Origin of the sequence: Sinomonas terricola (assembly GCF_034931225.1) — a bacterium.
Classification (GTDB): Bacteria; Actinomycetota; Actinomycetes; order Actinomycetales; family Micrococcaceae; genus Sinomonas; species Sinomonas terricola.
The window spans coordinates 86423-112246 of sequence record NZ_JAYGGQ010000012.1 but is presented as its reverse complement, the minus strand read 5'-3'; the positions used below and the strand labels follow the sequence as shown (position 1 = coordinate 112246).

The 25824-nt window shown below is 69.1% G+C and carries 24 protein-coding genes; 6 read left to right on the top strand and 18 right to left on the bottom strand.

Going from position 1 to position 25824, the window contains the following annotated elements; all coding sequences use genetic code 11:
* Window positions 1–140: 140 nt before the first annotated feature.
* The 6 genes from SPF06_RS15430 to SPF06_RS15405 form a co-directional block, all read right to left on the bottom strand.
* Window positions 141–1568 carry an MFS transporter gene (locus SPF06_RS15430; protein ID WP_323280012.1) on the bottom strand — a complete coding sequence of 476 codons (1428 nt, stop codon included), beginning with the start codon at window positions 1566–1568 and terminating at the stop codon, window positions 141–143.
* Window positions 1569–1874: a DUF3039 domain-containing protein gene (locus tag SPF06_RS15425; protein ID WP_323280011.1), complete on the bottom strand. Its 306-nt coding sequence runs from the start codon at window positions 1872–1874 to the stop codon at window positions 1569–1571.
* A gap of 52 nt (window positions 1875–1926) precedes the next feature.
* Window positions 1927–3507 (bottom strand): transporter, encoded by a 1581-nt coding sequence (locus SPF06_RS15420; RefSeq protein WP_323280010.1) that lies wholly within the window; start codon window positions 3505–3507, stop codon window positions 1927–1929.
* Window positions 3492–4283: an ABC transporter ATP-binding protein gene (locus SPF06_RS15415; RefSeq protein WP_323280009.1), complete on the bottom strand. Its 792-nt coding sequence runs from the start codon at window positions 4281–4283 to the stop codon at window positions 3492–3494. The genes SPF06_RS15420 and SPF06_RS15415 overlap by 16 nt, the downstream gene beginning before the upstream one ends.
* A gap of 108 nt (window positions 4284–4391) precedes the next feature.
* A complete protein-coding gene (locus tag SPF06_RS15410) occupies window positions 4392–5399 on the bottom strand; it encodes a tetratricopeptide repeat protein (RefSeq protein ID WP_323280008.1) in 1008 nt (335 codons plus the stop codon).
* A gap of 83 nt (window positions 5400–5482) precedes the next feature.
* Complete coding sequence (locus SPF06_RS15405; protein ID WP_323280007.1) at window positions 5483–7189, bottom strand: DUF8094 domain-containing protein; 1707 nt, start codon at window positions 7187–7189, stop codon at window positions 5483–5485.
* Window positions 7190–7361: 172 nt separating this feature from the next.
* On the opposite strand from SPF06_RS15405, the gene SPF06_RS15400 reads away from it, so the two are divergent.
* The 3 genes from SPF06_RS15400 to SPF06_RS15390 all read left to right on the top strand — a co-directional run bounded on the left by SPF06_RS15400 (window position 7362) and on the right by SPF06_RS15390 (window position 10210).
* Window positions 7362–8621, top strand: coding sequence for an AI-2E family transporter (locus SPF06_RS15400; protein WP_428985775.1), 1260 nt, complete (start codon window positions 7362–7364; stop codon window positions 8619–8621).
* Window positions 8622–8935: 314 nt separating this feature from the next.
* A complete protein-coding gene (locus tag SPF06_RS15395; protein ID WP_323280006.1) occupies window positions 8936–9616 on the top strand; it encodes an AAA family ATPase in 681 nt (226 codons plus the stop codon).
* Window positions 9617–9733: 117 nt separating this feature from the next.
* Window positions 9734–10210, top strand: a complete 477-nt coding sequence (locus SPF06_RS15390) for a dihydrofolate reductase family protein (RefSeq protein ID WP_323280005.1) — start codon at window positions 9734–9736, stop codon at window positions 10208–10210.
* Between the two features lie 1163 nt (window positions 10211–11373).
* Here the strand turns inward: SPF06_RS15390 and SPF06_RS15385 are convergent.
* Window positions 11374–12201, bottom strand: a complete 828-nt coding sequence (locus tag SPF06_RS15385) for an alpha/beta hydrolase (protein ID WP_323280004.1) — start codon at window positions 12199–12201, stop codon at window positions 11374–11376.
* 66 nt (window positions 12202–12267) lie between these two features.
* Entirely contained in the window at window positions 12268–12621 is a 354-nt protein-coding gene (locus SPF06_RS15380; RefSeq protein ID WP_323280003.1) for an ATP/GTP-binding protein, read from the bottom strand.
* A gap of 29 nt (window positions 12622–12650) precedes the next feature.
* On the opposite strand from SPF06_RS15380, the gene nucS reads away from it, so the two are divergent.
* The 3 genes from nucS (at window position 12651) to SPF06_RS15365 (ending at window position 15163) form a co-directional block, all read left to right on the top strand.
* Window positions 12651–13346: an endonuclease NucS gene (gene nucS, locus SPF06_RS15375; RefSeq protein ID WP_323280002.1), complete on the top strand. Its 696-nt coding sequence runs from the start codon at window positions 12651–12653 to the stop codon at window positions 13344–13346.
* A gap of 100 nt (window positions 13347–13446) precedes the next feature.
* The gene (locus SPF06_RS15370) at window positions 13447–14673 is read left to right on the top strand and encodes an N-acetylglucosamine-6-phosphate deacetylase (protein WP_323280001.1); all 1227 of its coding nucleotides are present in this window, start codon (window positions 13447–13449) and stop codon (window positions 14671–14673) included.
* Window positions 14674–14959: 286 nt separating this feature from the next.
* Complete coding sequence (locus SPF06_RS15365; RefSeq protein WP_323280000.1) at window positions 14960–15163, top strand: cold-shock protein; 204 nt, start codon at window positions 14960–14962, stop codon at window positions 15161–15163.
* 103 nt (window positions 15164–15266) lie between these two features.
* Here the strand turns inward: SPF06_RS15365 and SPF06_RS15360 are convergent, their stop codons facing one another.
* The 10 genes from SPF06_RS15360 to atpE form a co-directional block, all read right to left on the bottom strand.
* Window positions 15267–17861: a DUF2156 domain-containing protein gene (locus SPF06_RS15360; protein ID WP_323279999.1), complete on the bottom strand. Its 2595-nt coding sequence runs from the start codon at window positions 17859–17861 to the stop codon at window positions 15267–15269.
* The gene (locus SPF06_RS15355; RefSeq protein WP_323279998.1) at window positions 17858–19183 is read right to left on the bottom strand and encodes an alpha/beta hydrolase; all 1326 of its coding nucleotides are present in this window, start codon (window positions 19181–19183) and stop codon (window positions 17858–17860) included. Before SPF06_RS15355 ends, SPF06_RS15360 begins: the two co-directional genes overlap by 4 nt.
* Before the next feature lie 7 nt (window positions 19184–19190).
* Window positions 19191–19622, bottom strand: coding sequence for a DUF2550 domain-containing protein (locus tag SPF06_RS15350; RefSeq protein WP_323279997.1), 432 nt, complete (start codon window positions 19620–19622; stop codon window positions 19191–19193).
* A gap of 9 nt (window positions 19623–19631) precedes the next feature.
* Window positions 19632–19913 carry a F0F1 ATP synthase subunit epsilon gene (locus SPF06_RS15345; protein WP_307965354.1) on the bottom strand — a complete coding sequence of 94 codons (282 nt, stop codon included), beginning with the start codon at window positions 19911–19913 and terminating at the stop codon, window positions 19632–19634.
* 1 nt (window position 19914) lies between these two features.
* The gene (gene atpD, locus SPF06_RS15340; RefSeq protein ID WP_323279996.1) at window positions 19915–21366 is read right to left on the bottom strand and encodes a F0F1 ATP synthase subunit beta; all 1452 of its coding nucleotides are present in this window, start codon (window positions 21364–21366) and stop codon (window positions 19915–19917) included.
* Between the two features lie 65 nt (window positions 21367–21431).
* Window positions 21432–22322 (bottom strand): F0F1 ATP synthase subunit gamma, encoded by an 891-nt coding sequence (locus SPF06_RS15335; protein ID WP_323279995.1) that lies wholly within the window; start codon window positions 22320–22322, stop codon window positions 21432–21434.
* 94 nt (window positions 22323–22416) lie between these two features.
* Window positions 22417–24054: a F0F1 ATP synthase subunit alpha gene (gene atpA / locus SPF06_RS15330; RefSeq protein ID WP_323279994.1), complete on the bottom strand. Its 1638-nt coding sequence runs from the start codon at window positions 24052–24054 to the stop codon at window positions 22417–22419.
* Between the two features lie 91 nt (window positions 24055–24145).
* Entirely contained in the window at window positions 24146–24979 is an 834-nt protein-coding gene (locus tag SPF06_RS15325) for a F0F1 ATP synthase subunit delta (RefSeq protein ID WP_323279993.1), read from the bottom strand.
* Entirely contained in the window at window positions 24979–25530 is a 552-nt protein-coding gene (locus tag SPF06_RS15320) for a F0F1 ATP synthase subunit B (RefSeq protein ID WP_323279992.1), read from the bottom strand. The genes SPF06_RS15325 and SPF06_RS15320 overlap by 1 nt, the downstream gene beginning before the upstream one ends.
* A 57-nt stretch (window positions 25531–25587) precedes the next feature.
* Window positions 25588–25806: an ATP synthase F0 subunit C gene (gene atpE / locus SPF06_RS15315; RefSeq protein ID WP_307965349.1), complete on the bottom strand. Its 219-nt coding sequence runs from the start codon at window positions 25804–25806 to the stop codon at window positions 25588–25590.
* Between the last annotated feature and the right edge of the window lie 18 nt (window positions 25807–25824).

Genomic DNA, 25824 nt, shown 5'->3' with positions numbered 1-25824 from the left:
TGCGGGGTGGGTGGGAGAAACCTGCGGAGGCCCTGCGGGGTGGGTGGGAGAAACCTGCGGAGGCCCTGCGGGGTGGGTGGGAGAAACCTGCGAAGGCCCTGCGGGGTGGGTGGGGTCAAGTTCGCCGAAAAGCGTTTCCGTCACGCGCGGCCCGCTTCGCGAACGACGGGCGACGGCGTGCGCGTCCTCGTGCCGGCTGCGGCACCGACGAGAGCGGAGACGGCGAGAGCGCCGACGAGCACCGCGAACGTGCCGGGCTGCGGAGTCCTGTCCGGGTTCAGCAGCAGGGAGTAGAGCGTTCCGGCTCCGGCGGTTCCAATCACTCCACCGAGCATATCGGCCAACTGGAGCGAGGCCGAATTGCGCCCGCGCTCGGCCTCGTCGCTCAGGTCGAGGAGCAGGACGGACGTCGTCGTGGTCGCGAGCCCCATGCCCATCCCGGCCACGGCCCACGCGACGGCAAGCAGCCACGGCGTGGCGCCAGAGGCGACGACAGCCGCAACCGCCGCCATGCACGCGCCGAGCAGAGCGGGGCCCACCACGAGGTAGGTGGGGCGTGTGAGCCACCCCTTCGTCTGCACGATCGAGCCCGCGGTCCATCCGAGCGCCCCGCCCGTCAGCGCGAGCCCCGCGATCGATGGCTCGAGCCCGTAGCGGTCCACCAGCATGAGCGGGATGAACGCCTCGGCTCCGAAGAAGGCCAGCGTGAGAAGACCGCGCACGACGATGACCGCGGGCAGTCCTCGAGCGACTCGGACGACGCCAGCGGGCAGAAGGCGGGGAATCGTCAGGACGACGGCGACAACCCCCGCGACCCCGATCGCACCGAGGGCAAGGGGTCCCATGGCATCCCGCACGCCGGGGTCGGTCGACGACTGCGACGCCCACTGCGCCGCCGCGACGCCGACGGCAAGCGCAAGGCCCAGGAGGGCGCGCCGTCGTCCTTCGCCCGCAGCCATAGACCTCGCCTCGGGTGCACCAAGGCCCCGCACGCGCGGCCACGTGAGGAGCACGGCAACGACGACGATCGGCGCGACACCGAAGAAGGCCCAACGCCAGAGCCCGTGCTCGGCCAAGAGGCCGGACACGTAGGGCCCCACGAGCGATGGCACGACCCATGCCGCGGAGAACCAGCCGAAGAGGACGGGCTGGAGCGGGGCGGGCAGAGCCTGCCCGATGATCACGTAGACGGGCACGATCATGAACCCGGCACCCGCGCCGGAGACCATCCGTCCGAGCGTGAAGGCACCGAAGTCCCACGCGCCGCCGCACAGGAGCAGGCCCGCCGTCATGAGGCCGAGGCCTGTCAGGAGCGAGGGCCGGGCGCCCGCGACATCGCACCACGAGCCGGCCGTGGCCGTCGCCGCCATGGACGCCGTGAGATAGAACGAGAAGGCGAGGCCATACGCACGGGCCCCGCCGAGCTCGCCTGCGACGACCGGCATCGCGGTCGTGACGGCCATCGCCTCGAAGGCGCTGCACGTGACGATCGCGAGCAGCCCGACGACGAGCCCCCGGTAGGCCCGGGACATGAGCCCGCGGGACTCACCGCGGGCCCCAGCTCCCATTCAGGAGTTCTCGCCGTCGCCGCCCGGGCGCAGGCCTTCGTAGATCTCCTTGCAGGTAGGGCAGACCGGGAACTTCTTCGGGTCGCGGCCCGGCGTCCAGACCTTGCCGCAGAGGGCGATCACGGGCTCGCCCGTGAGGGCGGACTCCATGATCTTCTCCTTGCGGACGTAGTGGGAGAAGCGTTCGCGATCGCCCGGCTCGAGCTCTTCGCGGACCTCCTCGCGCTCGATCGTCGCCGTCGAGCCCGAGGTGGACGGGTCCCGAGGATCGTTTGCGTACGGATCGAAGGGGTCGGCTGTGCTCATGCGTCAATGCTAGCAATGGGGGCCGACACGGCCGCGACGCGGCACAGGGCCCTCAGCCCGCCCGCACGAGCGACGCGTAGACCTCGGGGCCCCGCCGGTCGAGCCACGCGCCGCCTAGCAGGATCCCGCCCACAAAGAGTCCCCCGCCGAGCGCGAGGCCCGCTCCGAGTGCAGCCCATCCGAATCCCGGCGCTCCCGTGACGGCGGTGAGGACCACGAGCACGATCTCGGGGACCACGAGAACGCCGAGGCAGATCATCCCGCCAAGCTGGACCAAGAGGGTCTGCATCCTGTTCCCCGGCGCCCTCTTGAACGGACTCTCGCCCGGAAGGGGAACGGCGACCGTGTACCGGGCCGACACCGTCGACGCGAGCCCCGCGCCGCTGAGAAGCACTCCTAGGGCAAGGCCAAGGTATCCCGGGAGGAGCTCCCACCGTCCCGCGAAGAAGAACGGGATGAACGTGATGACGAGCGAGGCCGGGAGGGCAAAGGTCATGAGGGCGAGGGCGCGGCCCCAGCGGTCGTCGCGACCCCTGACGCCCGCCGCCAGATGGAGCGAGAAGGCCGTGGAGTCGTACGAGACATCTGTCGACAGCGACCACGCGAGCAGGAAGGCGGAGATCGGCCCCGAGAGGAGGAAGACCTCGGAGTTGTGCCGCTGGGTCGACGAGAAGTAGAGCAGGACCGGGATGAGCGGCACGAGGATGAGAGCGGCACCGTATCGCGGATCGCGGATCCAATACGTGAGCGATCGGGCGGCAACCGCCCCGGCCGGCGTCGCCGGCATCCAGCCGAATGCGCCCAGCCCGCGGCGGGCGGCCGGCATGCTCCCGGACGACGCGCGGCTGGCCGGAGTCACGAGGGCCCGCGCGAGGGCGCGGGACCAGAGCCACGCGGCGAGGACCAGGGACGCCGCGGCGATGATGAGCTGGGCCAGGCCTTCAAAGCCATTCCCGGCGGCGAACGCCGCGGGGGCGGCAAACGCGGCACCGACGGGCGTCCACGCGAGGACGCCTGCGATCGCGGTGAAGACGGTGACGTTCGTTTCGATACCCCGCGCAGTGAAGGCGATGATGGGCCCGAGGAGCATGAGAGGGATCATGAGGAGCAGTCGACTTGCCTCGCGGAAGCGCCGAGACGTCGCGAGCTCGGTCGCGGCGCTCGCCACGAGCCGGCTGAGGACCACGCACAGCCCGAGCGCGACGACGGCGCTCACCGCGGCCACGACGAAGGTGGCGGGGCCGCGGGCCCACGTCACCGTGGTCGCGGCCAGCGCGAGCGCCGTGCACGCGCCGGGAATGCCGATCACCCCGGCAGCGGCCTGCCCCACGAGCAGCTTCGGGAGCGGGATGGGGAACAGCGCGAATCGCCCGGGATCCAGCGTGAGGTCGACCCCCGAGACGACGATCGGCGAGAGGGCCCAGCCCACCACGAGCGCGGATCCCGCGACGACGAGGATCGTCCCCGCGAGATGCACCTCCGCGAGGCGCAGGCCGATGAGACCCGCGATGGCGAGGGCGAGGATGCCGAGCCCGTAGAGGGCGCCGACGATGAGTCCCACGAGCTGGCCGACGCTGCGCCGCAGCCCGTTCCGCAGGAGCACGAGCTTGAGGGTGATCAGGTGTGCAACCACGAGAGGCCCTCCGTCGGCCCGTGGCCGCCGACCAGCTCGACGAACCGATCCTCGAGCGTCGAACCCGCACGGACGTCGTCGACCGTTCCGGCCGCGAGGATGCGGCCCTTCGCGACGACCGCGACGTGATCGCACATGCGCTGGACGAGGTCCATGACGTGGCTCGAGACGATCACCGAGCCTCCCGAGCGCACATAGTCCGTGAGGATGCCGCGGATGTTCGCGGCGGAGATTGGGTCGACGGACTCGAACGGCTCGTCGAGCACGAGGAGCCTCGGCGCGTGGACGAGAGAGGCCGCGAGCGCGATCTTCTTCGTCATGCCGGCCGAATAGTCGACGACGAGCGTGCGCGCGTCCGCGGCCAGGTCGAAGGCCTCGAGGAGCTCGCCCGTCCGCTGCGCGACGGTCGCCCTATCGAGGCCGTGCAGGAGGCCCGCGTACGTGATGAGCTGCTCGCCGCTCAGGCGGTCGAAGAGGCGGACCCCGTCCGGCAGGACTCCCATGAGCCGCTTCGCCGCGATGGGGTCGCGCCAGACGTCGACGCCGAGCACGATGGCGGTTCCCGCGTCGGGGCGCAGGAGGCCCGTGGCCATCGACAGCGTCGTCGTCTTGCCCGCGCCGTTGGGGCCCACGAGGCCGTAGAACGAGCCTGCGGGAACTTCGAGGCTGATTCCCTCGACGGCGGGCTTGCCGCCGAACGACTTGACGAGCCCCCGCAGGGAGAGGGCCGATTCGCCGGGGCCCCGACTCGGCGCGGCATAGCTGGGCACGGTCATGTCCACACGCTAGCAAGCGAGCCCGCGCGAGCGGATCCGCCGAGAGGATGAGGCCATGAGGATGAGGCCGACGATGGGGCCGGGCTCAGGTCCCGCGCAGAAACAGGGTCAGAACAGGGCGCGGGCGAGCTGCTGCCGAGCCGAGCTCACGCGCGGATCCGTCGTCCCGACTACCTCGAACAGCTCGAGGAGCCGCACGCGCGCCGTCTCCCGCTCGGGGCCGAAGTTTCGGCTGATGAAACCGACGAGCCGTGCGAAGGCGTCCTCGACGTGGCCGCCCGAGACATCGAGGTCGGCGACGACAAGCTGGGCTTCGACGTCGTCCGTGCGCTCCGCGGCGGATCGGCGGGCCTGGTCAGCGTCGTCCTGCCCGAGGTTCTGGACGCGCATCATGAGGTGAACCTGCGCGAGCGCGGCCTTGGCTTCGTGGTCGGAAGGCTGCTCGGCGACGGCCTTCGTGAGGGCGGCCTCGGCCCCGGCGAGGTCGCCGCGATCGAGGGCCTCGTACGCCTCGGCGTGAAGCGGCGGAAGGGGAGGCTCCTCGACGGGCCCGGCCGGAGCGCCGTCGACCGTCCCGGTGACGCCGTTCGCCTCGGCGACCCGCAGGAGCTCGTCGAAGAGCTGCCGGGACTGGCCGGGCGCCGCGGCACCCTGGAAGAGCGGGATCGGCTGCCCCTTGAGGAAGGCGATCGCGGTCGGAACGGCCTGGATGCCGAGGGCCTGGGCGAGTTCCGGGAAGGACTCGATGTCCGCGGTGGCGTAGCCGAGGCGCCCGCCGTATGCGGCGACCTGCGGCCCAAGCTCGTCACGGACCCGCTGCGACTCGGGCGAGTACTGGGCCCACAGGAGCACGACAATCGGCGCCTCCGACGAGCGCTGCACGATCTCCGGGAAGTTCGCGTCGTTGATCTCGACCGCCTGGCCAGTACCCTGGGCCCCGGTGCTTTCCTCCCCCGGACGGTCCGCGGTGCCCTCGCCACTCGCCGCTGCGGCGGGACGCGGGGCGTGCTGCGGCGGGGCCGCGGTCGCGCGCGCCTTGAGCGCGGAGAGGTCGACGCCGCCGCGAAGGCTCGCGGAGGGCACGTTGCTGGGATTGCGAGAACCGGGAACGCTCATGGCTCCACCATAGTGCGAGGGGCGGAACCGCTCACAGCGGTTCCGCCCCTCGCGAAGTCGGCTCAGGCAAGCCTTTCAGCTGCTCAGCCGACGCTCGCCCCCACGAGGTTGCGCGTCGCCGCGAGAAGCGTGAGCTGCCCCTTCGCCCCGTCGGCCGGGATGTAGAGGACCACGGATTCGCGGAACTGGAGGCTCATCTTCGTGGTGGCCTCCTTGCCGCCCGCGAGCGCAGCGGCGTCGTCGGCGACAGTGAGCTTGTCCCCCGAGGACTTGGGCGTTCCCTCGATCGTGAAGTCAAGCGGGGCTACGAGGATCGCGCCGCCATCCGCCATGCGGTAGGCCACGGCGTCATTGGCGGTCGGATTGTGCCGGAACGTGAGGTCCCCGTTCGGGCTCGCCTTGACGATGTCCGACTCGTAGCCCAGCGTGTCCGTGATGTACGCGTTGTCCGGGATCTTGTCCTTCCACGCGTCCGGGCTCGTGAGCCGGTCTCCGAGTCCGCGCAGCGCCTCGTTCGGCGAGTAGGCCAAGCCGTTCTTCGCATCGAGCGCAAGCTGGTCCGATCCGGCCTTGAGCGCGCCGGGGAACGTCGCCCCGGGCAGGAGCGGCGAGGCTTCCACGAGCTTGTAGTTCGCGCGGGCGTCGTCCTGGCGGAGCGTCAGGATTTGCGGCGTCGCATTGCCGTCGCCCTTGGTCACGGCGACGACGGTGCGCGGCCACGCGCGCTGCACCGTGAGGACGCTCGTGAGGAGCCGCGAGGAGCGGACTGGGTTGAGCGCCCCGGTCGTGGCCACGGAGGCCCGGATCTTGTAGTTCTGGGTGCGCGCGAGGAGCGCGGACTCGGCGACGCGCGGCTCGAGCTGCTTCGCGTCCTTGGCCTGGTCGCCCGCGGCCACCGTATTGGCCACCTGATCGAGGATGCGCTGGAGCTGCTCGTCGACGAGCACCTTCTCCTGCGGGGCGGCCGCGCTCGCCGAGGCGGACGAGCCGGACGGCGCAGTGCTCGCCGACCCCGAGGGGCTCGGCGCGGTCGTGGCCTGCGCGGCCCCCGCACCGGTGACAAGGGCGACGACGACGGCGATGGCCGCCGATGCGACCCGCTTGGCCGAGCGGCGCTCGGCCCGTTCGGGGGCGCTTCCCGCAGACGCCGGACCCTGCTGAGGGGCTGCGTCTGTGGCAGGCTTTCGGGCGCCGGGCCCGCCCCTGCGGATCACGAAGAACGCGACGGCGGCTGCAGCGAGGAGCGCGCCGAGGACGATGAGCGGGACGGCCCACGGCCTAGTCTCGTTGCTCGGCCACGTTATCGTGACCTCGTGCGGCGCGGGCTTGGTGCCATCCGACGCGAGGACGAGCTGCCAGTCGCCGTCGTCCGGGAGGTCCCAGCGGTAGTCGAGGGAGCCGGAGGCGTTCTGTGCCGTCGCGAACGTGTCCGCCGTGGCGGGAGACGGCGCGCTCGGCTCTCCATCCGTGAAGCTGGCCGTGAGCTGCTTCCCGTCCGCTGAGGCGCCGTCGATCGTCGTGTGGGCCGTCTTGCCAACCCATGCCGCGACGTCGTCGGGACGCCCCGTGGCAAGGACGAAGTTGCCGTCGCCCTTGATCGTCACCTCTGCCTCGCCGCCGCGGAGGCTGCGCAGCTTCGTGTCGATCACGGTCAGCGGGGCCGCCTTGGCATCGGCCGGCAGCGTCGCGGTGACCGTCTGGGGAGGCGCCCAGAAAGTCAGCTGGCCGATACCGGCCACGAGAGCTATCAGGCCCAGCAGCAGGAGCGCGGCTGCGGTCTTGACTCGCACAGAAAACACCTCACGTCGGGGAAGGGGATCACTCAATGGTAACCAAATCGTGACCTGAAGGCCCACTCGGGTCCTCGCCCTAGCGGTCCGGCAGCGCCCCCGGGACCCCCTCCAAAGCCCGGAACGGCGCGGCTGATAGGGTGGCGTGAGAGCCCATGGGAAGGCATTGACAGTGGCAGACGCACCCCGTCCGACACCCGGCGACGAACCTCGTCCGGGCACTGAGGAAGTATCCGCCGACGAGGGCCGCCTGCACTGGGACATGCGCAACTTCGCCAACCGGCTGCGCCGCCCGCTGCCGGGGGCCCAGCCACGCGTCCGCTTCCTCATGCCGCCCGTCCAGGAGGGCGACGAGGCCGCGGCCGAAGGCGGCTTCGGCGCTCCCGGTCCCCGCATGTCCTCGAAGCACCCCATCTACGTGGGGTTCATGGGCACGGTCGGGGTCGGCATCGCCCTTGCGCTCTACTACATTGCCCAGCACACGACGCAGCTGCTCGTCTGGATCCTCGCCGCGCTGTTCATCGCGCTCGGCCTCGATCCCGTAGTCCGCTGGCTCGAGGGCCGGCGCCTCCCGCGCGCCCTCGGAATCGTCGTCACGCTAGTGGCCCTCCTCGGCGTCTTCGCGGCGTTCTTCGGCACGCTCATCCCCACGCTCGTCGACCAGATCACGCAGCTCGTCACCGCGTTCCCCGGCTGGATCACCGACTTCCTGCACTCGGATTTCTACAAGAGCGTCGACGAGCAGTTCGGCATCAAGCAGCGCGTCACCGACGAGCTCCAGAAGTTCGGGCAGAACTCCCAGGCCATCACGGACGTCTTCGGCGGGGTCCTCGGCGTCGGCTCAACGATCGCGAACACGGCGTTCGGCTCGCTCGTGGTCCTCGTCCTGAGCCTCTACTTCCTTTCGGCCCTGCCGGCCATGAAGGTGTGGGCCTACCGGCTCGCCCCGCGCACGCGCCGGGCACGCGTCGAGGCGCTCTCGGAGGAGATCACGCGCGGCGTGGGCAACTACGTGATCGGCCAGGTCTGCGTCGCCGTGCTCAACGCGACGTTCGCCTTCATCGTCATGACGATCCTGCACGTCCCGTTTGCGGCCCTGCTCGCGTTCGTGGTCGGCTTCCTCGCGTTCATCCCGCTCGTCGGAGGCGTGGTCGCGGGCACGACGATCGTCCTCGTCGCGCTCACGCAGGGCTGGCAGACGGCGCTCGTCCTGGGCATCGCGTACTTCGCCTACCTCCAGTTCGAGGCGTACTTCGTCTCGCCGCGCATCATGCAGAGGGCCGTCGCGGTGCCCGGTCCTGTCGCCGTGATCTCGGTCATCGCCGGCGGCAGCCTCCTCGGCGTCCTCGGCGCGCTCATTGCGATCCCCACGGCGGCCGCCGTCATGCTCCTCATCCGCGAAGTCTTCATCGCGCGCCAAGACCAACACTGACGCCCGCACGAGAGCGCCCGCGGTCCCTGGGAGCACGGGACAGCTGGACGCGTCCCCGCCGTTCCACGGCATCGCCGCGGGCCTGTTCGCTGTTCTGGACGGCTCAGTCCTGGCCGGGCACGGTGTCGCGTTCGACCTCGAGGGGCTCCTTGGCGAGTACGCCCGGGCCGGGCTCACCGCGCCGGGCTTCGCCGGGACCGTGTGCACGATGGCGATCGCCGGGGCCCGGTACCGGGGCCGGCCGGCGGATCGGCCTCGCGACGGCGCTCGTCGAGGCCGGGGTTGCGGCACCGGCCGCGAAGGCGCACCGTGCGGTGCGCGATGCGGGGGCATCACGCCGGCTCTGGGCCGCCGTGGGCGCGGCCCATGAGGACTGCGCGAGGCGTCCGCAGTGCATCTCGCCGGATTGCCGTTTCGTTGGCTTTGTCGACTGCGGGGTCTCACTGGCTAATCTGGGGATTGTGGCCCGTCTTGTCCTGATCAATGGTGCCCCGGGGTCGGGCAAGTCTACGCTCGCTGACGCCCTCGCCCAGCGGGCCCCGCTGTCGCTGGCGTTGGACATCGATCAGATCAAGCATGCACTCGGCGGATGGGAGGAAGACCCAAATGCTTCCGGTCTCCACGCAAGGCGGCTGGCGCTGGCCATCGCCGACGAGCAGCTCGCATCCGGGCGGGATGTCTTCGTCGGGCAGTACCTCGCCCGCACCGATTTCATCGAAGCCCTTCAGGACTTCGCCGTACGTCGATCGGCGTCATTCCACGAATTCATCCTCGACCTCGATATCGAACACCTTGCCCTCCGGCTGGCCGGCCGCGCGGACTTCCCGTCCCGCCCCGAGCACACGATCAACGGCCGCCTTGTCGGTCCGGGAGACTCGGCACGGCTCGTCCAGTCGTTGGCCGACTTGCGTGCGAGCCGCCCCGCTGCCATCTGGGTCGACGCCAACGGAACGCCCGAAAGGACTCTGGCGGCGATTGTCGCCGCGCTGGGCTGAGGAATCCGCGGGGGTTCCCGAAGGAGTCCCGACGGCGATGTCGGATCGAGGCGGCGGCGTTCGTAGCAGTAGTGGAGCTGCCCAACGGCGGCGGCACGAAGGAAAGGAAGCAGCACAATGAGCGCCACGCTGACGGTCGACTTCTTCTGCACCACCACGTTCCGGCTGTTCCGGAAGTTCGTGACCATGTTCGACGAACCGTACTACGACAGCCTGAACGCACTGCCCAAGATCGTGTTCTCCAGCACGCTCGAAGCGCCGCTCGGATGGCAAAACTCGACGGTGGTCAACGACGACGCGGTGACCGCGATCGAGCGGCTGAAGCGCACCACGGATGTCCCGATGCGTTCGCACGGGAGCATCTCGCTGAACCGCGCGCTGCTCGCTGCCGGCCTCGTCGACCGGATCGAAGTCATGATGTTTCCCGCCGTCTCGGGTCGGGCAGGGGGTGCGGCGCTCTTCCACGGCGGAGCGGAGTTCGATCTGGACCTCATCGAATCCTCGGTGCTCGACGGCCGCACACACAAGCTCGTCTACGCACCGCACCTCCACCGGGGGATTCCCGAGGGCGTCGGGCCGCACCGCGCTCGATGAACTCCGGCGTCTCGACTGAGGAATCCTTCAGCGGAACAAGTCGCATGGACGATGGCGGTCCCTGGCGTCTGCCAGCGCCACCGAGGCGTACGTTGCCCACGCACGGTCGCAGGGAGAAGGAATGAGCAAGGTGTGGTTCAGCGCCATGTTGCGCTTCGTGATCATTGTCGGCTGCAATGCGGCCCGCCTAGCCCGGCGGAGAAGTCGTATTCACTCTGCCGATGGGGATCCGGCAACGGGCGCGCCGCTACTGGGGCTCGCAAGTCAGGCCGGGCTCACAGTAGCCCCCTGACCCCCTGCCTGACCCGTGGGACATCATGATTCCCAGAAGGATGTACGCGCAGGCTCCGACAATCACGGCGATCCCGACAGCAAGCACCACGGACGCCCATGTCTTGCCTCGGAATGCGAGGCCGACGGCCGTCACGATCAGACCGGCGAGCATGCTCTTGAAGGGACCGAAAGTCGAGCCGAAGATACCCACGACCGCGCCCAAAACGATCACCGCACCCTTGCCGGACCAGTCGCTGACGCCTGACCGATTTCGCTCGTGGTGACTGATGGCGCACACGGACTCAGGGTACGCCCGGCGCAGGCCGAGAGGTTGCGCCGTCGAGGAGAAAGCCTTGCGGTCAATCTGGCGGTCATCACAAGCCGACAGGCCGCGTCCTCAGATGCGACAGCCGTTCAGGGATCCTGTTTCGTGGCGCGGCTGCCGTGACGAAGTGGCATTCACTTCCTCCGGCGCACCACCAGCACGATGTACAAGGCGACGGCCACTGCCACCAATGCCCCGACGGTGATCCCGGCGCTTCCACCATTGAGCACGTTGGATCTCCTCTGCGGCTTCAGATGGCTACTGACCTGAAAGCATACCTGGGATCCCATGGCACGGAGCCGGAGTCCTTTCGGCCCGCTCCCGCCGTCTCGCCGTCGACTCGGCGAATGACCCGGCCTGGCGGCTGGTGCGCCGCTTCGCCGGTTGAGAGCCACACAGCCTGGCCAGGTATGGGTTGCAGCCCTGGCAGCCATCTGTGATCGCACGATGACATTGGACGGCACCCCTGTCCCTTAGCCATCAGTGAGCTTCGTCGTTCCCCTGCAGATCGGGTGCCCTTGACCGGCTCGAGGAACGCTGATGCGGTGATCCCGCCGCACTGGGCTCAGCCGGCTGCCGTCGCGACGAGGCCGTTCCACGCTGTGGGGAGCGGCCTCGCGCCCGAGCCGGGCTCCGCCGTCGTCCGCTTGCCTGCCGCGCCGCCGACCGTGCCGACCATCTCCGTCAGGGCGCGCTGGACGAACTTCTCGCCGACCCACAGATGCTTGGCCCCGTCGATCCCCACGACGTCGGCCTGCGGAACGGCCGCGAAACGTTGCGCCGCCTCGGCGGGACGAAGGTAGTCGTCGTGCTCGGGGACGAGCACCTTGAGCGGCTTGCCGAGCGCGGCCCATGCCGCAAGATCGGCGTCGCCCGCACGATGGAGGGGCGGGGACAGCAGGATCGCGCCCTCAATCTCGGAGGCTACGGGAGGCACAGCTCCGTACTTGAGCGCAAGCTCCGTGCCGAACGACCAGCCGACCAGCCAGAGCCGCGGCAGGCCGCGCGCGACGGCGAAGCGGACCGCTGCCTCGACGTCCGCGCGCTCGCCGACGCCCTCCTCGAAGCGTCCCTCGCTGGATCCCCGCGGGCTCGACGTGCCGCGCGTGTTGAAGCGGACGACGGCGATGTCCGCGAGCGCGGGCAAGCGGAAGGACGCCTTGCGGAACACGTGCGAGTCCATGAATCCGCCGTGCGTGGGAAGCGGATGGAGCGTCACGAGCGTGGCCAGGGGATCGCGCTCGGGAGGGAGCGCGAGCTCGCCGACGAGCGTCAGGCCGTCCTCGGTGTGCAGCTCGATGTTCTCGCGCCGCGCCGGAAGGACGGTGTTGGCGCGGATCTCGACGGGGCCGTCGGACGCGCTGAACTCGTAGGACTCGGGGTCGAAGGGCATGGGGACAGCCTATGCCGCGATCGAGGCTCGTCACGGCGCGTGAAGGCGATCGGAGGTACCGGCTGATCAGCGGTACCGAAACGTCCGCGTGCGCCAGCAGTGCTTGTGCCAGTGACGCCGCTCGGCGATGCCGGCCTCCGCACCGAAGAGGTGGTCGTCCGCCCACACGACGAGGTGGGCGACGCCGGGAGGAATGGGGCGCGAACAACCCGGGCACGTATAGACCTTCGCGGCACTCCGCGTCGTCACAGTGCTCACGCGCCAGTCGCCGTCGGGCGCCGACTCGAGCCGCTCGAAGTCGGCGAGCACACGCTCGAGGTCGAAGTCGTCGTCGGAGCGCTCGGCTCGGCGGGCGTTCAGCTCGCGGGCCGACGGGTTGCCCGTGACTCTGGGCCGGCGGGGGCGGTTCGAACGGGGCACTGCTCCATTCTCCCGGGTAGAGTGCTCGGGTGCGACTCGTCATTGCCCGCTGCTCCGTGGACTACGAGGGCCGCCTCAAGGCCCACCTCCCGCTCGCGACTCGGCTCCTGCTCGTCAAGGCGGACGGCTCCGTGCTCGTCCACTCCGACGGCGGCTCCTACAAGCCGCTCAACTGGATGAGCCCTCCCGCGACGCTTCGCGTCATCGCGGCGGAGGGAACCCAGCTCGACGAGGGCATCGTCGAACAATGGACGGTGCAGTCAGCAAAGACCGACGACCGCCTCATTGTGAACATCTATGAGCAGCTGCACGACTCGAGCCACGAGCTCGGCATCGATCCAGGGCTGATCAAGGACGGCGTCGAGGCGGACCTTCAGCGCCTCCTCGCCGAGCAGATCGAGACACTCGGGCCGGGTTTCACGCTCATCCGGCGCGAGTATGCGACGGCCATCGGCCCCGTCGACATCCTCGCGCGCGATGCGAATGGCGGCACGGTCGCCGTCGAGCTCAAGCGGCGCGGCGACATCGACGGCGTCGAACAGCTCACGCGCTACCTCGAGCTGCTCAACCGCGACCCGCTCCTCGCGCCCGTGCGCGGCGTCTTCGCGGCCCAGCAGATCAAGCCCCAGGCGCGCGTCCTCGCGACCGATCGCGGCATCGACTGCCTCACGCTCGACTACGACGCGATGCGCGGCGTCGACGACGCAGACAGCCGCCTGTTCTAGCGACACAGATCAGCAGGCCACGGCCCGGGGGCGGGGGCGGTCTCCTCGTGCTGGCGGCCCCATAGGTCCGTGGAACTGGGTGCTCCCCTATGATCGTCGTATGACTTCCCCGGACTCCGGACAGGCCCGCCTCGTTGCCCGTGGGCGCATCGTGAGCGACGGGGAGGCGATCGACGACGGCGTCGTGGCTCTCGAGGGGGACAGGATTGCTTACGCCGGTGCCGCCGCGGATTTCGACGCGGCAGCGTTCGACGGCGACGCGCTTCCCCTTCCCGAGGACGCGGTGCTGCTCCCAGGGCTCGTGGACATCCACTGCCACGGCGCCGCCGGCGCGGACTTCCCGAGCGCCGACGAGGAGGGCTCGCGCCGAGCGATCGACTTCCTCCACCGCGCCGGCACCACGAGCCTCCTCGCAAGCCTCGTGACCGCGGCCCCCGAGGACCTCCTGCGCGGAGTCCGGCTCTTCGCGCGGCTCGACGGCGAAGGGCTCGTCGAGGGCATCCACCTCGAAGGGCCGTTCCTCTCCCATGCCCGCTGCGGGGCGCAGAATCCCGCGTTCCTCCTCGAGCCGGACCTCGCCCTCGCCGAGGAGCTCATCGAGGCCGCCGAGGGCAACCTCGAGACGATGACCTACGCGCCCGAACTTCCTGGTGCGGCGGAGCTCGTGGACCTCCTCACCGCGCACGGCGTCACGCCCTCGCTCGGCCACACCGACTGCGACGATGCGACGGCCGCGGCGTCCCTCGAACAGGCGCTCGACGAACTCATCGAGGGCGGATTCGACGGTCAGGCCTCCGTCCCCACCGTGACCCACCTGTTCAATGGCATGCCGTCCCTGCACCACCGCGCCCCCGGCCCCGTCGCCGCGTGCCTCCGCGCCGCAGCCGCGGGCCGCGCCGTCGTCGAACTCGTCGCCGACGGGGTGCACCTCGACCCGGCAACCGTCCGCACGGTCTTCGCACTTGTGGGCGACTCCAACATCGCCCTCGTCACGGACTCGATGGCCGCCGCCGGCCTCAGCGACGGCCACTACATGCTCGGCCCCTCCCCCGTCACAGTGCGGAACGGCGTCGCGACGCTCGACGCGACGGGCTCGATTGCGGGCGGGACGGCGACCTTGCTCGACGTCGTCCGGCGCACGGCAGACGCGGGCATCCCCCTCGCCTCCGCGGTCAAGTCCGCGACCGCGGTCCCGGCCGCGGTCTTGGGCCGTTCTGACGAATTCGGGAGCCTGCGCCGCGGTCTGCGCGCCGATCTCGTGGCGACGGACTCGCGCCTCGGGCTCGTCGCCGTCGTCCGCGACGGCCGGCTGCTCACAGCACCCTGACCGAACTGAGCCTGGCCGCATTCAAGTTTTGTTCTCCCAGAATTGGTTTCCCCGTTTCGTGTGCCATTGACCGCACATGCCGGGCATGATTGGCTATATCCAGTCTTGATGTAGTTAGCAGTATCTGTGAGCTAGCAGCCAGCTCAGCCAGCAGAGCACGCTCGCAAGACCGTTGCGAGCGCGAAGCTCCTGATATCCAGTGCGTGTCAGGTTCTTCCCGCGGAGTAACTGGGCCCTCAGCACAAGCGGGGGCCATCAATCGGCAATCCACAGGAGAACACAGGTAATGGCACAGGGAACCGTCAAGTGGTTCAACGCTGAGAAGGGCTTCGGCTTCATCACCCCGGACGACGCTGATGGCGACGTCTTCGTCCACTACTCGGAGATCAAGTCGAACGGCTTCCGCACGCTCGAGGAGAACCAGCGAGTCGAGTTCGAGATCGGCCAGGGCGCGAAGGGCCCGCAGGCGATGGGCGTCACCGCCCTCTGAGCTTCGCGCAGTCAAGCGGGGGTCCCGATTCGGGGCCCCCGCTTTTTGTTGCCAGTCGAAGCCCTCGGAGCATTTGTGACAGAGTTGGTCAATTTAGCCCGGGTCAGCGCACGAGACTGCTCAGGAGCCGCATGCGATGCCGCATCGTGAGGCCGGGTAGGTAGGCCTCGGCAAGTGCGCGCCCGATCGCGGGAAGCTGCATGGTGTCCTGGTAGTACATGTAGAGAGCGCGGTATTCGGGCTGGAAATGGGATTTGAACCGGGCGAGTGATCTGAAACCGTAGATCGGCTCGAGCGCGTGGCCCGTTGCATCAAGGACGCGCCCCAGAAGCTCATCCTGGCCCTCGACAACGGCGCGTTCTCCCGCCGGATCGGCCGCGAGCGGCGAGCCAGAGAGCGAAATGGCGTCGACCGTCGATCTCAGCTCGGCGACGGCGGAGGCCACGAGAAATTCCATCACTCCGGGGAACCCATCGGGGCTGCGCCGCATGAAGTCGAGGGTCCAGCTCACGAGCTGCCCTTCCTGATAGACGGGCAGCCAGCTCGTGGCACCGTGCAGCTTCCCTTCCTCATCGACGGCGAGGCACAGGAGCACCTCGGGATCTGCGAGCTCATCGAGTCCGCCGAGGGTGAACCCCATGTCTGGGAGCGTCTTCCGGGCCGACCACTCCTCCGAGAGGATGTGGAGCTGCGCGCGGCGGTGCGGGCTGAGCGCGGCGTAGCGGACCCATTCGGCTTTGACTCCGGTCTTCCGTGCCCGGTTGACCGCGGTCCGGACGTTCTGCCAGTCCTTGCCCTTGAATTCGAGTTCGCGGATGCGGAGCCGCGTCTCCTGCGCAACCTCGACGCGGCGGAATCCGCGTTCTCTCAGGAGCGGCCAGTGGTCGTCCGTGAGGGAGTAGAAGCACGGGACGAGCGCGTGCCGCGAGCAGTACCGGATGAATCCCTCAAGCGCGGACGGCCACTTCCCCGGAGTCCCGATCGGACCCGCGACGGAGAGCGCGACGCTCCCGTGCTGCTGGAAGGCGACGCCCGCCGTGGCGTGCTCGTCGAACCAGAAGCGGTTGGGCGGCCAGAGCGTCATCCACGAGAGGCTGCTGCCGCCGCGGTGAACGAGGCGGCGAGCGAGGTGGAGGCTGTCGTCTCGCGCCCCGAGGGTCTGCTGCCCGCGGAGGACAGCGATGACGACGCCCACGAGGGCGGCGGTCCACAGGATCAGGCCGCCGTACGTGAAGAGCCACAGCGCGAGCCCGTCCCGGTCGCGGAAGAGCGGCGCGTAGCTCGTGGGCAGCGGGGCTGGCAGGTATTGCCGAACCAGCTCTTCGACGAGTCCCCACAGCCCACCGGGCCGCGCGGTCCCGCCGTCCTTGAACCACAGGACGACGTAGAGCGCCACGAGGCTCCCCCCGAACGCCGCGCCCGCGGTCTGCAGCCGCCGCCTCATGCCGCGCGCGGTCTCGACCGGGAATAGGTCGCGGTGCATCCAGAGCACGATGACGAGCGCGAGGGCCGAGATCACGACGGGCAGCACATGCACGATGCCTGAGCCGAGGACGCCGGTGCGCCCCGGACCCGGGCGGTAGGGGATGCGGAGGAACAGGGCGATGTATCCCGCCGCGAGGGCAAAGACCGCAAGCTGGACCCCGACGGCGACGCGCAGCGCGACGGACCGACCCCGTCGAAGCCCTTCGGCGCACACGATGAGGATGAGAACCGGCATGAGCGCCGTGAGATAGCCGGCCGCCGAGAGGACCGTCGGCGGGCCGGACGGAAGACACACCGCGTTGATGGACCCCGCGCAGTCCTGTTGGATCTGGGCGAGGACGGGCAGGGGGTTGAGCACCATGCCGCGCACGAGCGCCAGGGGCCCCGTCGGGCTGCGGCTGAACGCCGTCAGGACGGGGCCGACGGCGACCACGGCGACGAGGAGGGCGAGGAGATTGCGGCGCTCCCGGATGCTCGGCAGCCGGAAGTGCCGCTCCTGCGCGGGCCCCGCCGTCCACCAGCTCGCCACGAGACCCACGAGGGCGCCGATGAACCCGAGCACCGTCTCCGAATGGCCCACGTACAGGACCAGCATCCCGGCCGTCGTCAGGACGAGCGCCCGCACCCTGCGGCGCAGGAGGGCGCCCAGCGATCCGCTCGCCGCAAGGCCGCACGCGAGCGCGGCGGGGTACGGTCCGAGAATCGGCACGTCCACCATCGAGCCGATCCAGTCGTCGCCGAGCCAGCGCGCGAGCTGCACGAGCGTGAAGAAGGCGACGAGGCTCGCGAGCTGGCCTCCGAAGAAGAGCGCGAGCGTGCGCCACGGCCCGAACGCCCGCTCGGCCAACGGGACGAGGCCGGCCGTGACGACCGTGCCGGCGAGGTACGCGAGCGGGTTCGAAGCGAAGAATACGGAGGTGATCGGGGTCCACCACTGCCCGCCGCGGAGGGCACCGAAGTTGCCGGCGACCAGCTTGTACAGGGCCTCGTCCGGTCCCGCGAGAATGCTGTCCGAAGCGAGGCCCACAATCCAGAACACTGCGACAATCGTGAGCGTCACGGGGTAGCGGCCGAGGGCGCTCACCCAGCGGCGCACGGCGCCCCGCACGGCATCGGCGAGGGTGCCCGACGCGCCGGAACGCGGGCGGGCGAGCCCGCTCCGGGCCGTGCGGCTCGGAGGAGCCGCGGCCGGCGCCTCCTCCCGCGGCGTCACGCGATCCCCCAGCGCCGCGCGAGGAGGTCGAGCCCCGAAGGCCACGCCTTCGCGATCATCTCCCACGAGTGCCCCTCGCCGTCCGCGGAGAACTCGTGCACCTCCACGCCCGAGGCCTGGGCCTGCCCCGCAATGACCTTCGCCTGCCGCGTGAAATCCTGATCGCGCGAGCCCGCGGCGAGGAACAGCAGGAGGCCATCGTGGCGCCTGGACGCGAAGAATGTCTCAGGGACCTCGGACTCGAAAGCCGCGGCGTCGCCGTCGAACGCCAAATCAATAGTCTTGGCCCGATCCTTGGCGAGCGCGGGCTCCTGCTCGGCCGCGAAGCCGAGCGCGCTCCCGACGAGCTCGGGGTGCTTGGCGAGGAGCTGCACCGAGCACGTCCCGCCGAACGAGAAGCCGCCTGCCGCCCACATCGAAGCGTCCGCAGCGACGCTCAAGTGCTCCTTGACCCACGGGACGACGTCTTGGACGAGATAGCTCTCGGACCGCCCGAGCTTGGTATCCATGCACATCGTGTTCGCGGACGGGCTCCCATTCGGATCGACGACGACGGCGACCGGCGCCACTCCCCCATGATCGGCGGCAAAGCGATCCAGCTTGTGCCGGAGGCGCCCGCCCACGATCCAGTCCGACGGGTTGCCGGGCTGCCCCGGGACAAGCAGGAGGACGGGAAGCTCGGGCCGCGTGGGGGCGAAATAGGCAGGCGGCAGGTAGACGTAGGCTGGGCGTGCCGAAAAGCCGGACGACGTCGCGGGAATCTTCGCCGTGCGCAGCTCGCCGTGCGCGGGAAGCACGTCGGAACGGTTCCAGGCGGCGAGTGCCGCGGTGGGCCGGGCTGGCCTCTCGAGGGACGCGTCGAGAGGGCGGATGTGGCTCAGCGAGACGCCGGCGAGATCCGCGACTGTGAGGTTGAGGCCAAAATAGGCATTGATGAGCTGGCCCGAAAGGAGGGCCATCGCGGCTGCCGAGAGCACCGCGAACACCCGGAGGCGCCACGCACGCCGCGCGAGGCCGATCCGGATGAGTGCCGCGACGGCCAAGACCACCCCGAGGACCCCGAATCCCGAGGCCACCAGGACCTCGGCCGGAAGGTCTTCGGGGAAGACGTTCCCGATGTCCACGAGGAGCCAATGCACCACGCCCGTGACCGCGGCAGCGGCGACGACGGCGCCCAGGCAGATGATGGCCGCCCGATGCCACGGATCCTTCCGGGGACGCGCCGCAAGGACGGCGAGCGTCCCGAGCCCCGCGAGTGCAAGGACCCAGCACACGACGGCCACCGGACCGTCGACGATCCTCACGTCGTAGAGCGCATCCATGCCGACGTCAGCGCCAGGTTCCGACGCCGATCACGGGCCCGGCTTCGAGCCAGGATGCGAGCCCCGCATAGGCGCGGAAGTCCATGGCGAAACGCACCTCGGTGCCGCGGTGCACGAGTTCCACGATGACGACGTCGGCCTGCACCTTGGGCCGTTCGGCCTCCGTGGGCAGGCGGCGGCCCTGGAGCATGAGCGCGCTGCGGGTGAAGCGGCGCTTCGGGAGCGGACTCAGGGACAAGAGGTCGAACCACTCGAGTTCGGCGTCCTGATAACGGCAAACCCCCATCCGCCATGCCCCGGAGGACAGGCTGATGGAGGCGTCCACTGTGCCGAGGGTGCGCCGCAGGACGAAGCGGCGCACCCCCAGGGCACAGAGCATTGCTGCAAGGAGCAGGAAGATCGCTGCCAGGACGATGAACGGAAGAGCGGAATCGTCCATTGAGTGTGGCTAACGGATCCCCGCGACTGACTCGCTGATCTGTGCGTTGTCCGCGACGATGACGACGCGGTTGCTGTCGACGGAGAAGAATCCCCCATCGGCCTCGACGACGATCCGCGAACCCGAAACAGGCTCGATCTCGATGTTGCCCGCATGCAGCACGGCCAGCACCGGAGTGTGGTTCGGGAGGATCCCGATCTCGCCGTCGGCCGTGCGGGCCTTGACCATCTTCGCCGCACCGGACCACACGAAGTGGTCCGCCGCAACGACCTCGACTTCGAGCTCAGCCATGCTACTTCGTCGATTCCTGGATCTTGGCCCAGTTGCGCTCGACGTCGTCGAGGCCACCGACGTTGAAGAACGCCTGCTCCGCGATGTGGTCCAGCTCGCCGTCGCAGATGGCCTTGAAGCCCTCGATCGTGTCCTTGATGGAGACGGTCGAGCCCTCGACACCCGTGAACTGCTTCGCGGTGTAGGTGTTCTGCGAGAGGAACTGCTGGATGCGGCGCGCACGAGCCACGACGATCTTGTCCTCTTCCGAGAGCTCGTCGACGCCGAGGATCGCGATGATGTCCTGCAGCTCCTTGTTCTTCTGGAGGATCTGCTTGACGCGCACGGCCGTGTTGTAGTGGTCCTGGCCGATGTACTGCGGGTCGAGGATTCGCGACGTCGACGTGAGCGGGTCGACGGCGGGGTAGAGGCCACGCGACGCGATCTCACGCGAAAGCTCGGTCGTCGCGTCGAGGTGCGCGAACGTCGTTGCCGGAGCGGGGTCGGTGTAGTCGTCCGCGGGGACGTAGATCGCCTGCATCGAGGTGATCGAGTGGCCACGCGTCGAGGTGATGCGCTCCTGGAGGACGCCCATCTCGTCGGCGAGGTTCGGCTGGTAGCCGACCGCGGAGGGCATGCGGCCGAGGAGCGTGGACACCTCGGAACCCGCCTGCGTGAAGCGGAAGATGTTGTCGATGAAGAGGAGCACGTCCTGCTTCTGGACATCGCGGAAGTACTCGGCCATGGTCAGCGCCGAGAGCGCCACACGAAGACGCGTTCCCGGCGGCTCGTCCATCTGGCCGAACACGAGGGCGGTGTCCTTGAGAACGCCGGCCTCCTCCATTTCGACCCAGAGGTCGTTGCCCTCACGGGTGCGCTCGCCGACGCCCGCGAACACCGAGGTGCCGCCGAAGTTGCGGGCAACACGCGTAATCATCTCCTGGATGAGAACGGTCTTGCCGACGCCTGCGCCGCCGAACAGGCCGATCTTGCCGCCGTTGATGTACGGCGTAAGGAGGTCGATGACCTTGATGCCGGTCTCGAGCATCTCGGTGGAGCCCTCGAGCTGCGCGAAGGACGGCGCCTTGCGGTGGATCGGCCAGCGGTCCGAAGCCTGGATCTCCGACTCGTCGACGTCGAGCGGCTTGCCGAGCACATTGAAGATGTGGCCCTTGACGCCGTCACCGACAGGTACCGAGATCGGGGCGCCGCTGTCCTGGACCTTTGTGCCGCGGACCAGGCCGTCGGTGGCCTGGAGCGAGATCGCGCGCACGAGGTTGTCGCCCAGGTGCTGGGCCGTCTCGAACGTGATGGTGCGGGTCTGGCCGCCGAGGGTGACCTCGGTGGTGAGGGCGTTGTAGATCTCCGGGATCGAGTCCGCGGGGAACTCGACGTCGACCACCGGGCCGATCACGCGGGCGATGCGACCCGTCGCGCCGGCGGTGGCAACCGCTTCAGAGGCAGTGGCAGTCATGTCTCTCACTTCTTGAGGTAATGGCGTGTTGTCAGTCTAATGAGTGGGCCAAGGCTCCGGGCGGCCTAGGCGTTGAGCGCATCCGCGCCCGCGATGATCTCCGTGAGCTCCTGCGTGATCTCCGCCTGGCGGGCGGTGTTGCGCAGTCGCGTGTACTTCTTGATCAGCTCGGTCGCGTTGTCGCCCGCGTTCTTCATGGCCCGCTGCCGCGAGGCAAGCTCGCTCGCAGCCGCGTGCAGCATGGCAGCGAAGATCCGCGACTCGATGTAGCGAGGCAGAAGCGCGTCGAGCACCTGCTCGGGCTCCGGCTCGAACTCGTAGAGCGGCAGGATCTCGTCGGCCTCCGCAGCCTTCTCCTCGACGACCTCGAGGGGAAGCAGGCGGATAACCGTCGGCTGCTGCACGACCATCGACTTGAAGGCCGTGTAGACCACGTGGATCTCGTCGACGCCGCCCTCCGCGAACTCGGCGTCGAAAGCCTCGAGGAGGACCTTGCGGATCTCCTGCGCCGTGGCGAACTCCGGGTTGTCCGTCTGGCCGGTCCACACGCGGGTGTACGGCCGATCGCGGAAGTCGAAGTAAGCCTGGCCCTTGCGGCCCACGAGGTAGGTCGCCACATCCTTGCCCTGGCCGCGCAGGAGCTCGGTGAGCGACTCGGCCTGCTTGATGACGCTCGACGAGTACGCGCCGGCCTGACCGCGGTCGGCCGTGAGGACCAGGACCGCCGCGCGCCGGACGTTCTCGCGCTCGGTGGTCAGCGGGTGGTCCAGCTCGCGCGCCGAGGACACGGCCGAGACGGCTCGCGTGATCGCTCGCGCGTAGGGCAGGGAGGCGGCGAGGCGAGCACGCGCCTTGCCGATGCGGGAGGTGGCAATCAGCTCCATCGCCTTGAACATCTTGCGCATCGACGAGGTCGAGGCGATCTTCTGGCGGTAGACGCGGATCTGGGCACCCATTCTTGTCCTTTCCTCTCCAGTGCGGTCCCGCAGGGGCCACTGGGCCGGATTCACTCACCGGTCCGGCGGCCCCTGCGGGGATTGCCGCATGGAATCAGTGGGTCTGCTTGACGATCCGTTCCTGGGTGACATCGCCCGCGGCAAGTGCCTCGTGCTCTTCGCGGCCGGCGGCCACGAGCTTGCTGTCACCTTCACCGAAGAAGCCCTGCTTGAAGTCCTTGACGGCGGACTTGAGCGCCTCGACCGTGTCCTCCTCGAGACGGCTGGTCTGGGCCAGCGTCGTGAGGATCGACGTGCGGTGCTTGAGGTACTCGAGGAAGTCGGTCTCGAAGCGGCGCACGTCCTCGACCGGAACGTCGTCGAGGTGACCGTTGGTGCCGGCCCAGATCGAGACGACCTGCTCCTCCACCGGGAACGGCGAGTACTGGCCCTGCTTGAGGAGCTCCATGAGGCGCGCACCGCGGGTGAGCTGCTGGCGCGACGCCGCGTCGAGGTCCGACGCGAACATCGCGAAGGCCTGCATGTCGCGGTACTGCGCGAGATCGAGCTTGAGGGTACCGGACACGGACTTCATCGACTTGACCTGAGCCGCGCCGCCGACGCGTGACACCGAGATGCCGACGTCGACCGCAGGGCGCTGGTTGGCGTTGAAGAGGTCCGACTGGAGGAAGATCTGGCCGTCCGTGATCGAGATGACGTTCGTCGGGATGTAGGCCGAGACGTCGTTCGCCTTGGTCTCGATGATCGGGAGTCCCGTCATCGAGCCCGCGCCGAGCTCATCGGAGAGCTTCGCGCAGCGCTCGAGGAGGCGCGAGTGCAAGTAGAACACGTCACCCGGGTAGGCCTCGCGGCCCGGCGGACGGCGGAGGAGGAGAGAGACTGCACGGTAGGCCTCGGCCTGCTTCGACAGGTCATCGAAGATGATGAGGACGTGCTTGCCGCCGTACATCCAGTGCTGGCCGATGGCCGAACCGGCGTACGGGGCAAGGTACTTGAAGCCGGCCGGGTCGGACGCCGGGGAGGCGACGATCGTCGTGTACTCGAGGGCGCCGTGGTCCTCGAGGGTCTGGCGAACGGCGGCGATCGTCGAGGCCTTCTGACCGATGGCCACGTAGACGCAGCGGACCTGCTTCGTCACATCGCCCGAGGCCCAGTTGGCCTTCTGGTTGATGATCGTGTCGACGGCGATCGCGGTCTTGCCGGTCTGACGGTCACCGATGATGAGCTGGCGCTGGCCGCGGCCGATCGGGATCATGGCGTCGATCGCCTTGAGGCCCGTCTGCATCGGCTCGTGCACCGACTTGCGCTGCGTCACGCCCGGTGCCTGGAGCTCGAGCGCACGAGTGGTTTCCGCGGCGATTGGACCGAGGTCGTCGATCGGCTGGCCCAGCGGGTCGACAACGCGCCCGAGGAACGCGTCGCCCACGGGAACCGAGAGGATCTGGCCGGTGCGGTGCACTTCCTGGCCCTCTTCGATCCCGGCGAACTCGCCGAGGACGATGACGCCGATCTCGCGCACGTCGAGGTTCTGGGCGAGGCCCAGAACGCCATTCTCGAAGCGAAGCAGCTCGTTCGCCATGACCGAGGGGAGGCCCTCGACGCGGGCGATGCCGTCTGCGGCCTGGGCAACGCGGCCGACTTCGACACGCTCTGCCGTTCCGGGTTCGTAGGACGCCGCGAAGTCGTTCAGCGCATCGCGGACGTCGTCGGCGTTGATGGTCAGTTCGGCCATCTGCAGTCCCTGCTCTCTACATCTCGTGGTCATCATCGGTGCAGTGGCTGTGATGACCGGATTGTCTGGTTCGAAGTGTGCTGTGGGCGTGTCAGCCGGCCTGCCCGGCGAGCTGCTGGCGCAGGTCCGCGAGCCGGGCCAGCGTCGAGGCATCGAGCACCTCGTCGCCGACCGCGACGCGGACGCCGCCCAGAAGCTGGGGGTCGACCGTCGTCGTCATCTTGAGCTCTCGGCCGTACAGCCCGTTGAGCCCTGCCTGAAGCCGATCGAGCTGGGTCTCGCTGAGCGGCCGTGCGACGGCAACCTCGGCGATCCAGCGCTCCTGGCGCTTCGCCGCGAGGGCCGCGAAGCGCTTCACGAGCTCGGTGGGCTTGAGGCCCCGCGGCTCGGCGGCTGCCTGGCCGATGAGCAGGAGCGCCTCGTCGGACGCGCCCACGGCGAGCCGCAGGGCAAGCGTCCGCTTGGCGTCCGCCGTGGCCTGGGGCTCGCTGAGAGCCGCCTGAAGCTCGTGGCTGTCCTCGACACGGCGGTTGAACGCGAACAGGTCGTTCTCGAGCCGCTCAAGTCCGCCCAGGCCGACGGCCTCGCCGTTGCCCTGCTCGGCCACGGCGATCGCCACAGTCGCTGCCAGGGTTTCGAGTGCATCGCTGATGTCGCGGGAGTCTGCCCAGCGCAGCGTGGCCAGGTGCGATGCGATCTGGGACGCATCGCTCGAGACCTTGCCGGCCAGGAGCCGCTCGACGAGGGCCGATTTCTCCGCACCCTCGCGCGACGGATCGGTAAGCGCGCGGCGCAGACCCGCCGACGAATCGACGATCCGCAGAATTCCGAAGAGCTCATCCGCCAGCGACAGCGAAGCTGTGGGCAGCTTGGTCTCCAGGTCCGCCAGCGCGTTCGCCAGCGATTCGCTCGATACTCCTGCCATTACTTCGCCGCACCTGCGTTCTGGGCTTCCAGCTCCGCGAGGAAGCGGTCGACCACGCGAGCAGAGCGCGCGTCGTCGTCCAGAGACTCGCCGACGATGCGGCCGGCGAGCGTCGTCGCCATCGAGCCGACCTCGTTGCGCAGCGACGCGAGGGCCTGCTGGCGCTCCGCCTCGATCTGCGTGTGGGCCTGCTCCGTGATGCGTGCGGCCTCGGCCGCGGCCTTCTCCTTGAGCTCGGCGAGGATCTGTGCACCCTCGGCGCGAGCCTCCTCGCGGATGCGGTTCGCTTCCGCGCGGGCGTCGACGAGCTGCTGCTTGTACTCCTCGAGAGCAGCCGAAGCCTCAGCCTGAGCCTTCTCGGCCTTCGCGATGCCGCCTTCGATGGCCTCAGCGCGCTCGGCGAAGGTCTTCTCGAACGCCGGCACGACGAACTTCACCACGATGAAGAGCAGGATCGCGAAGCCGATAGCGGTGACAAGCAACTCCCACCAGTTCGGCGCAAGCGGGCTCGGCGCGCTCTCGGTGGCGGCGTGCACCATGAGCTGATGCATGTGTTCCACCCCTCCTATCTACGTAAGTAGCTTGGTTCTCGTCCGATTCGGCCTGGTTTACTTCAGGACGAAGGCGAACACGAGGCCGAGGATCGCGAGCGCCTCAGTAAGTGCAAGGCCGAGGAACGCGAGCGGCTGCAGCACGCGCTGCGCCTCCGGCTGACGGGCCACGCCGTTGATGTAGGCCGAGAAGACGAGGCCCACACCGATGGCACCGCCGATGGCGGAGAGGCCATAGCCGATGAGGTTGAGGCTGCCGTTGATCGTGCCTTCCATTGATTTTTCCTTTCAATC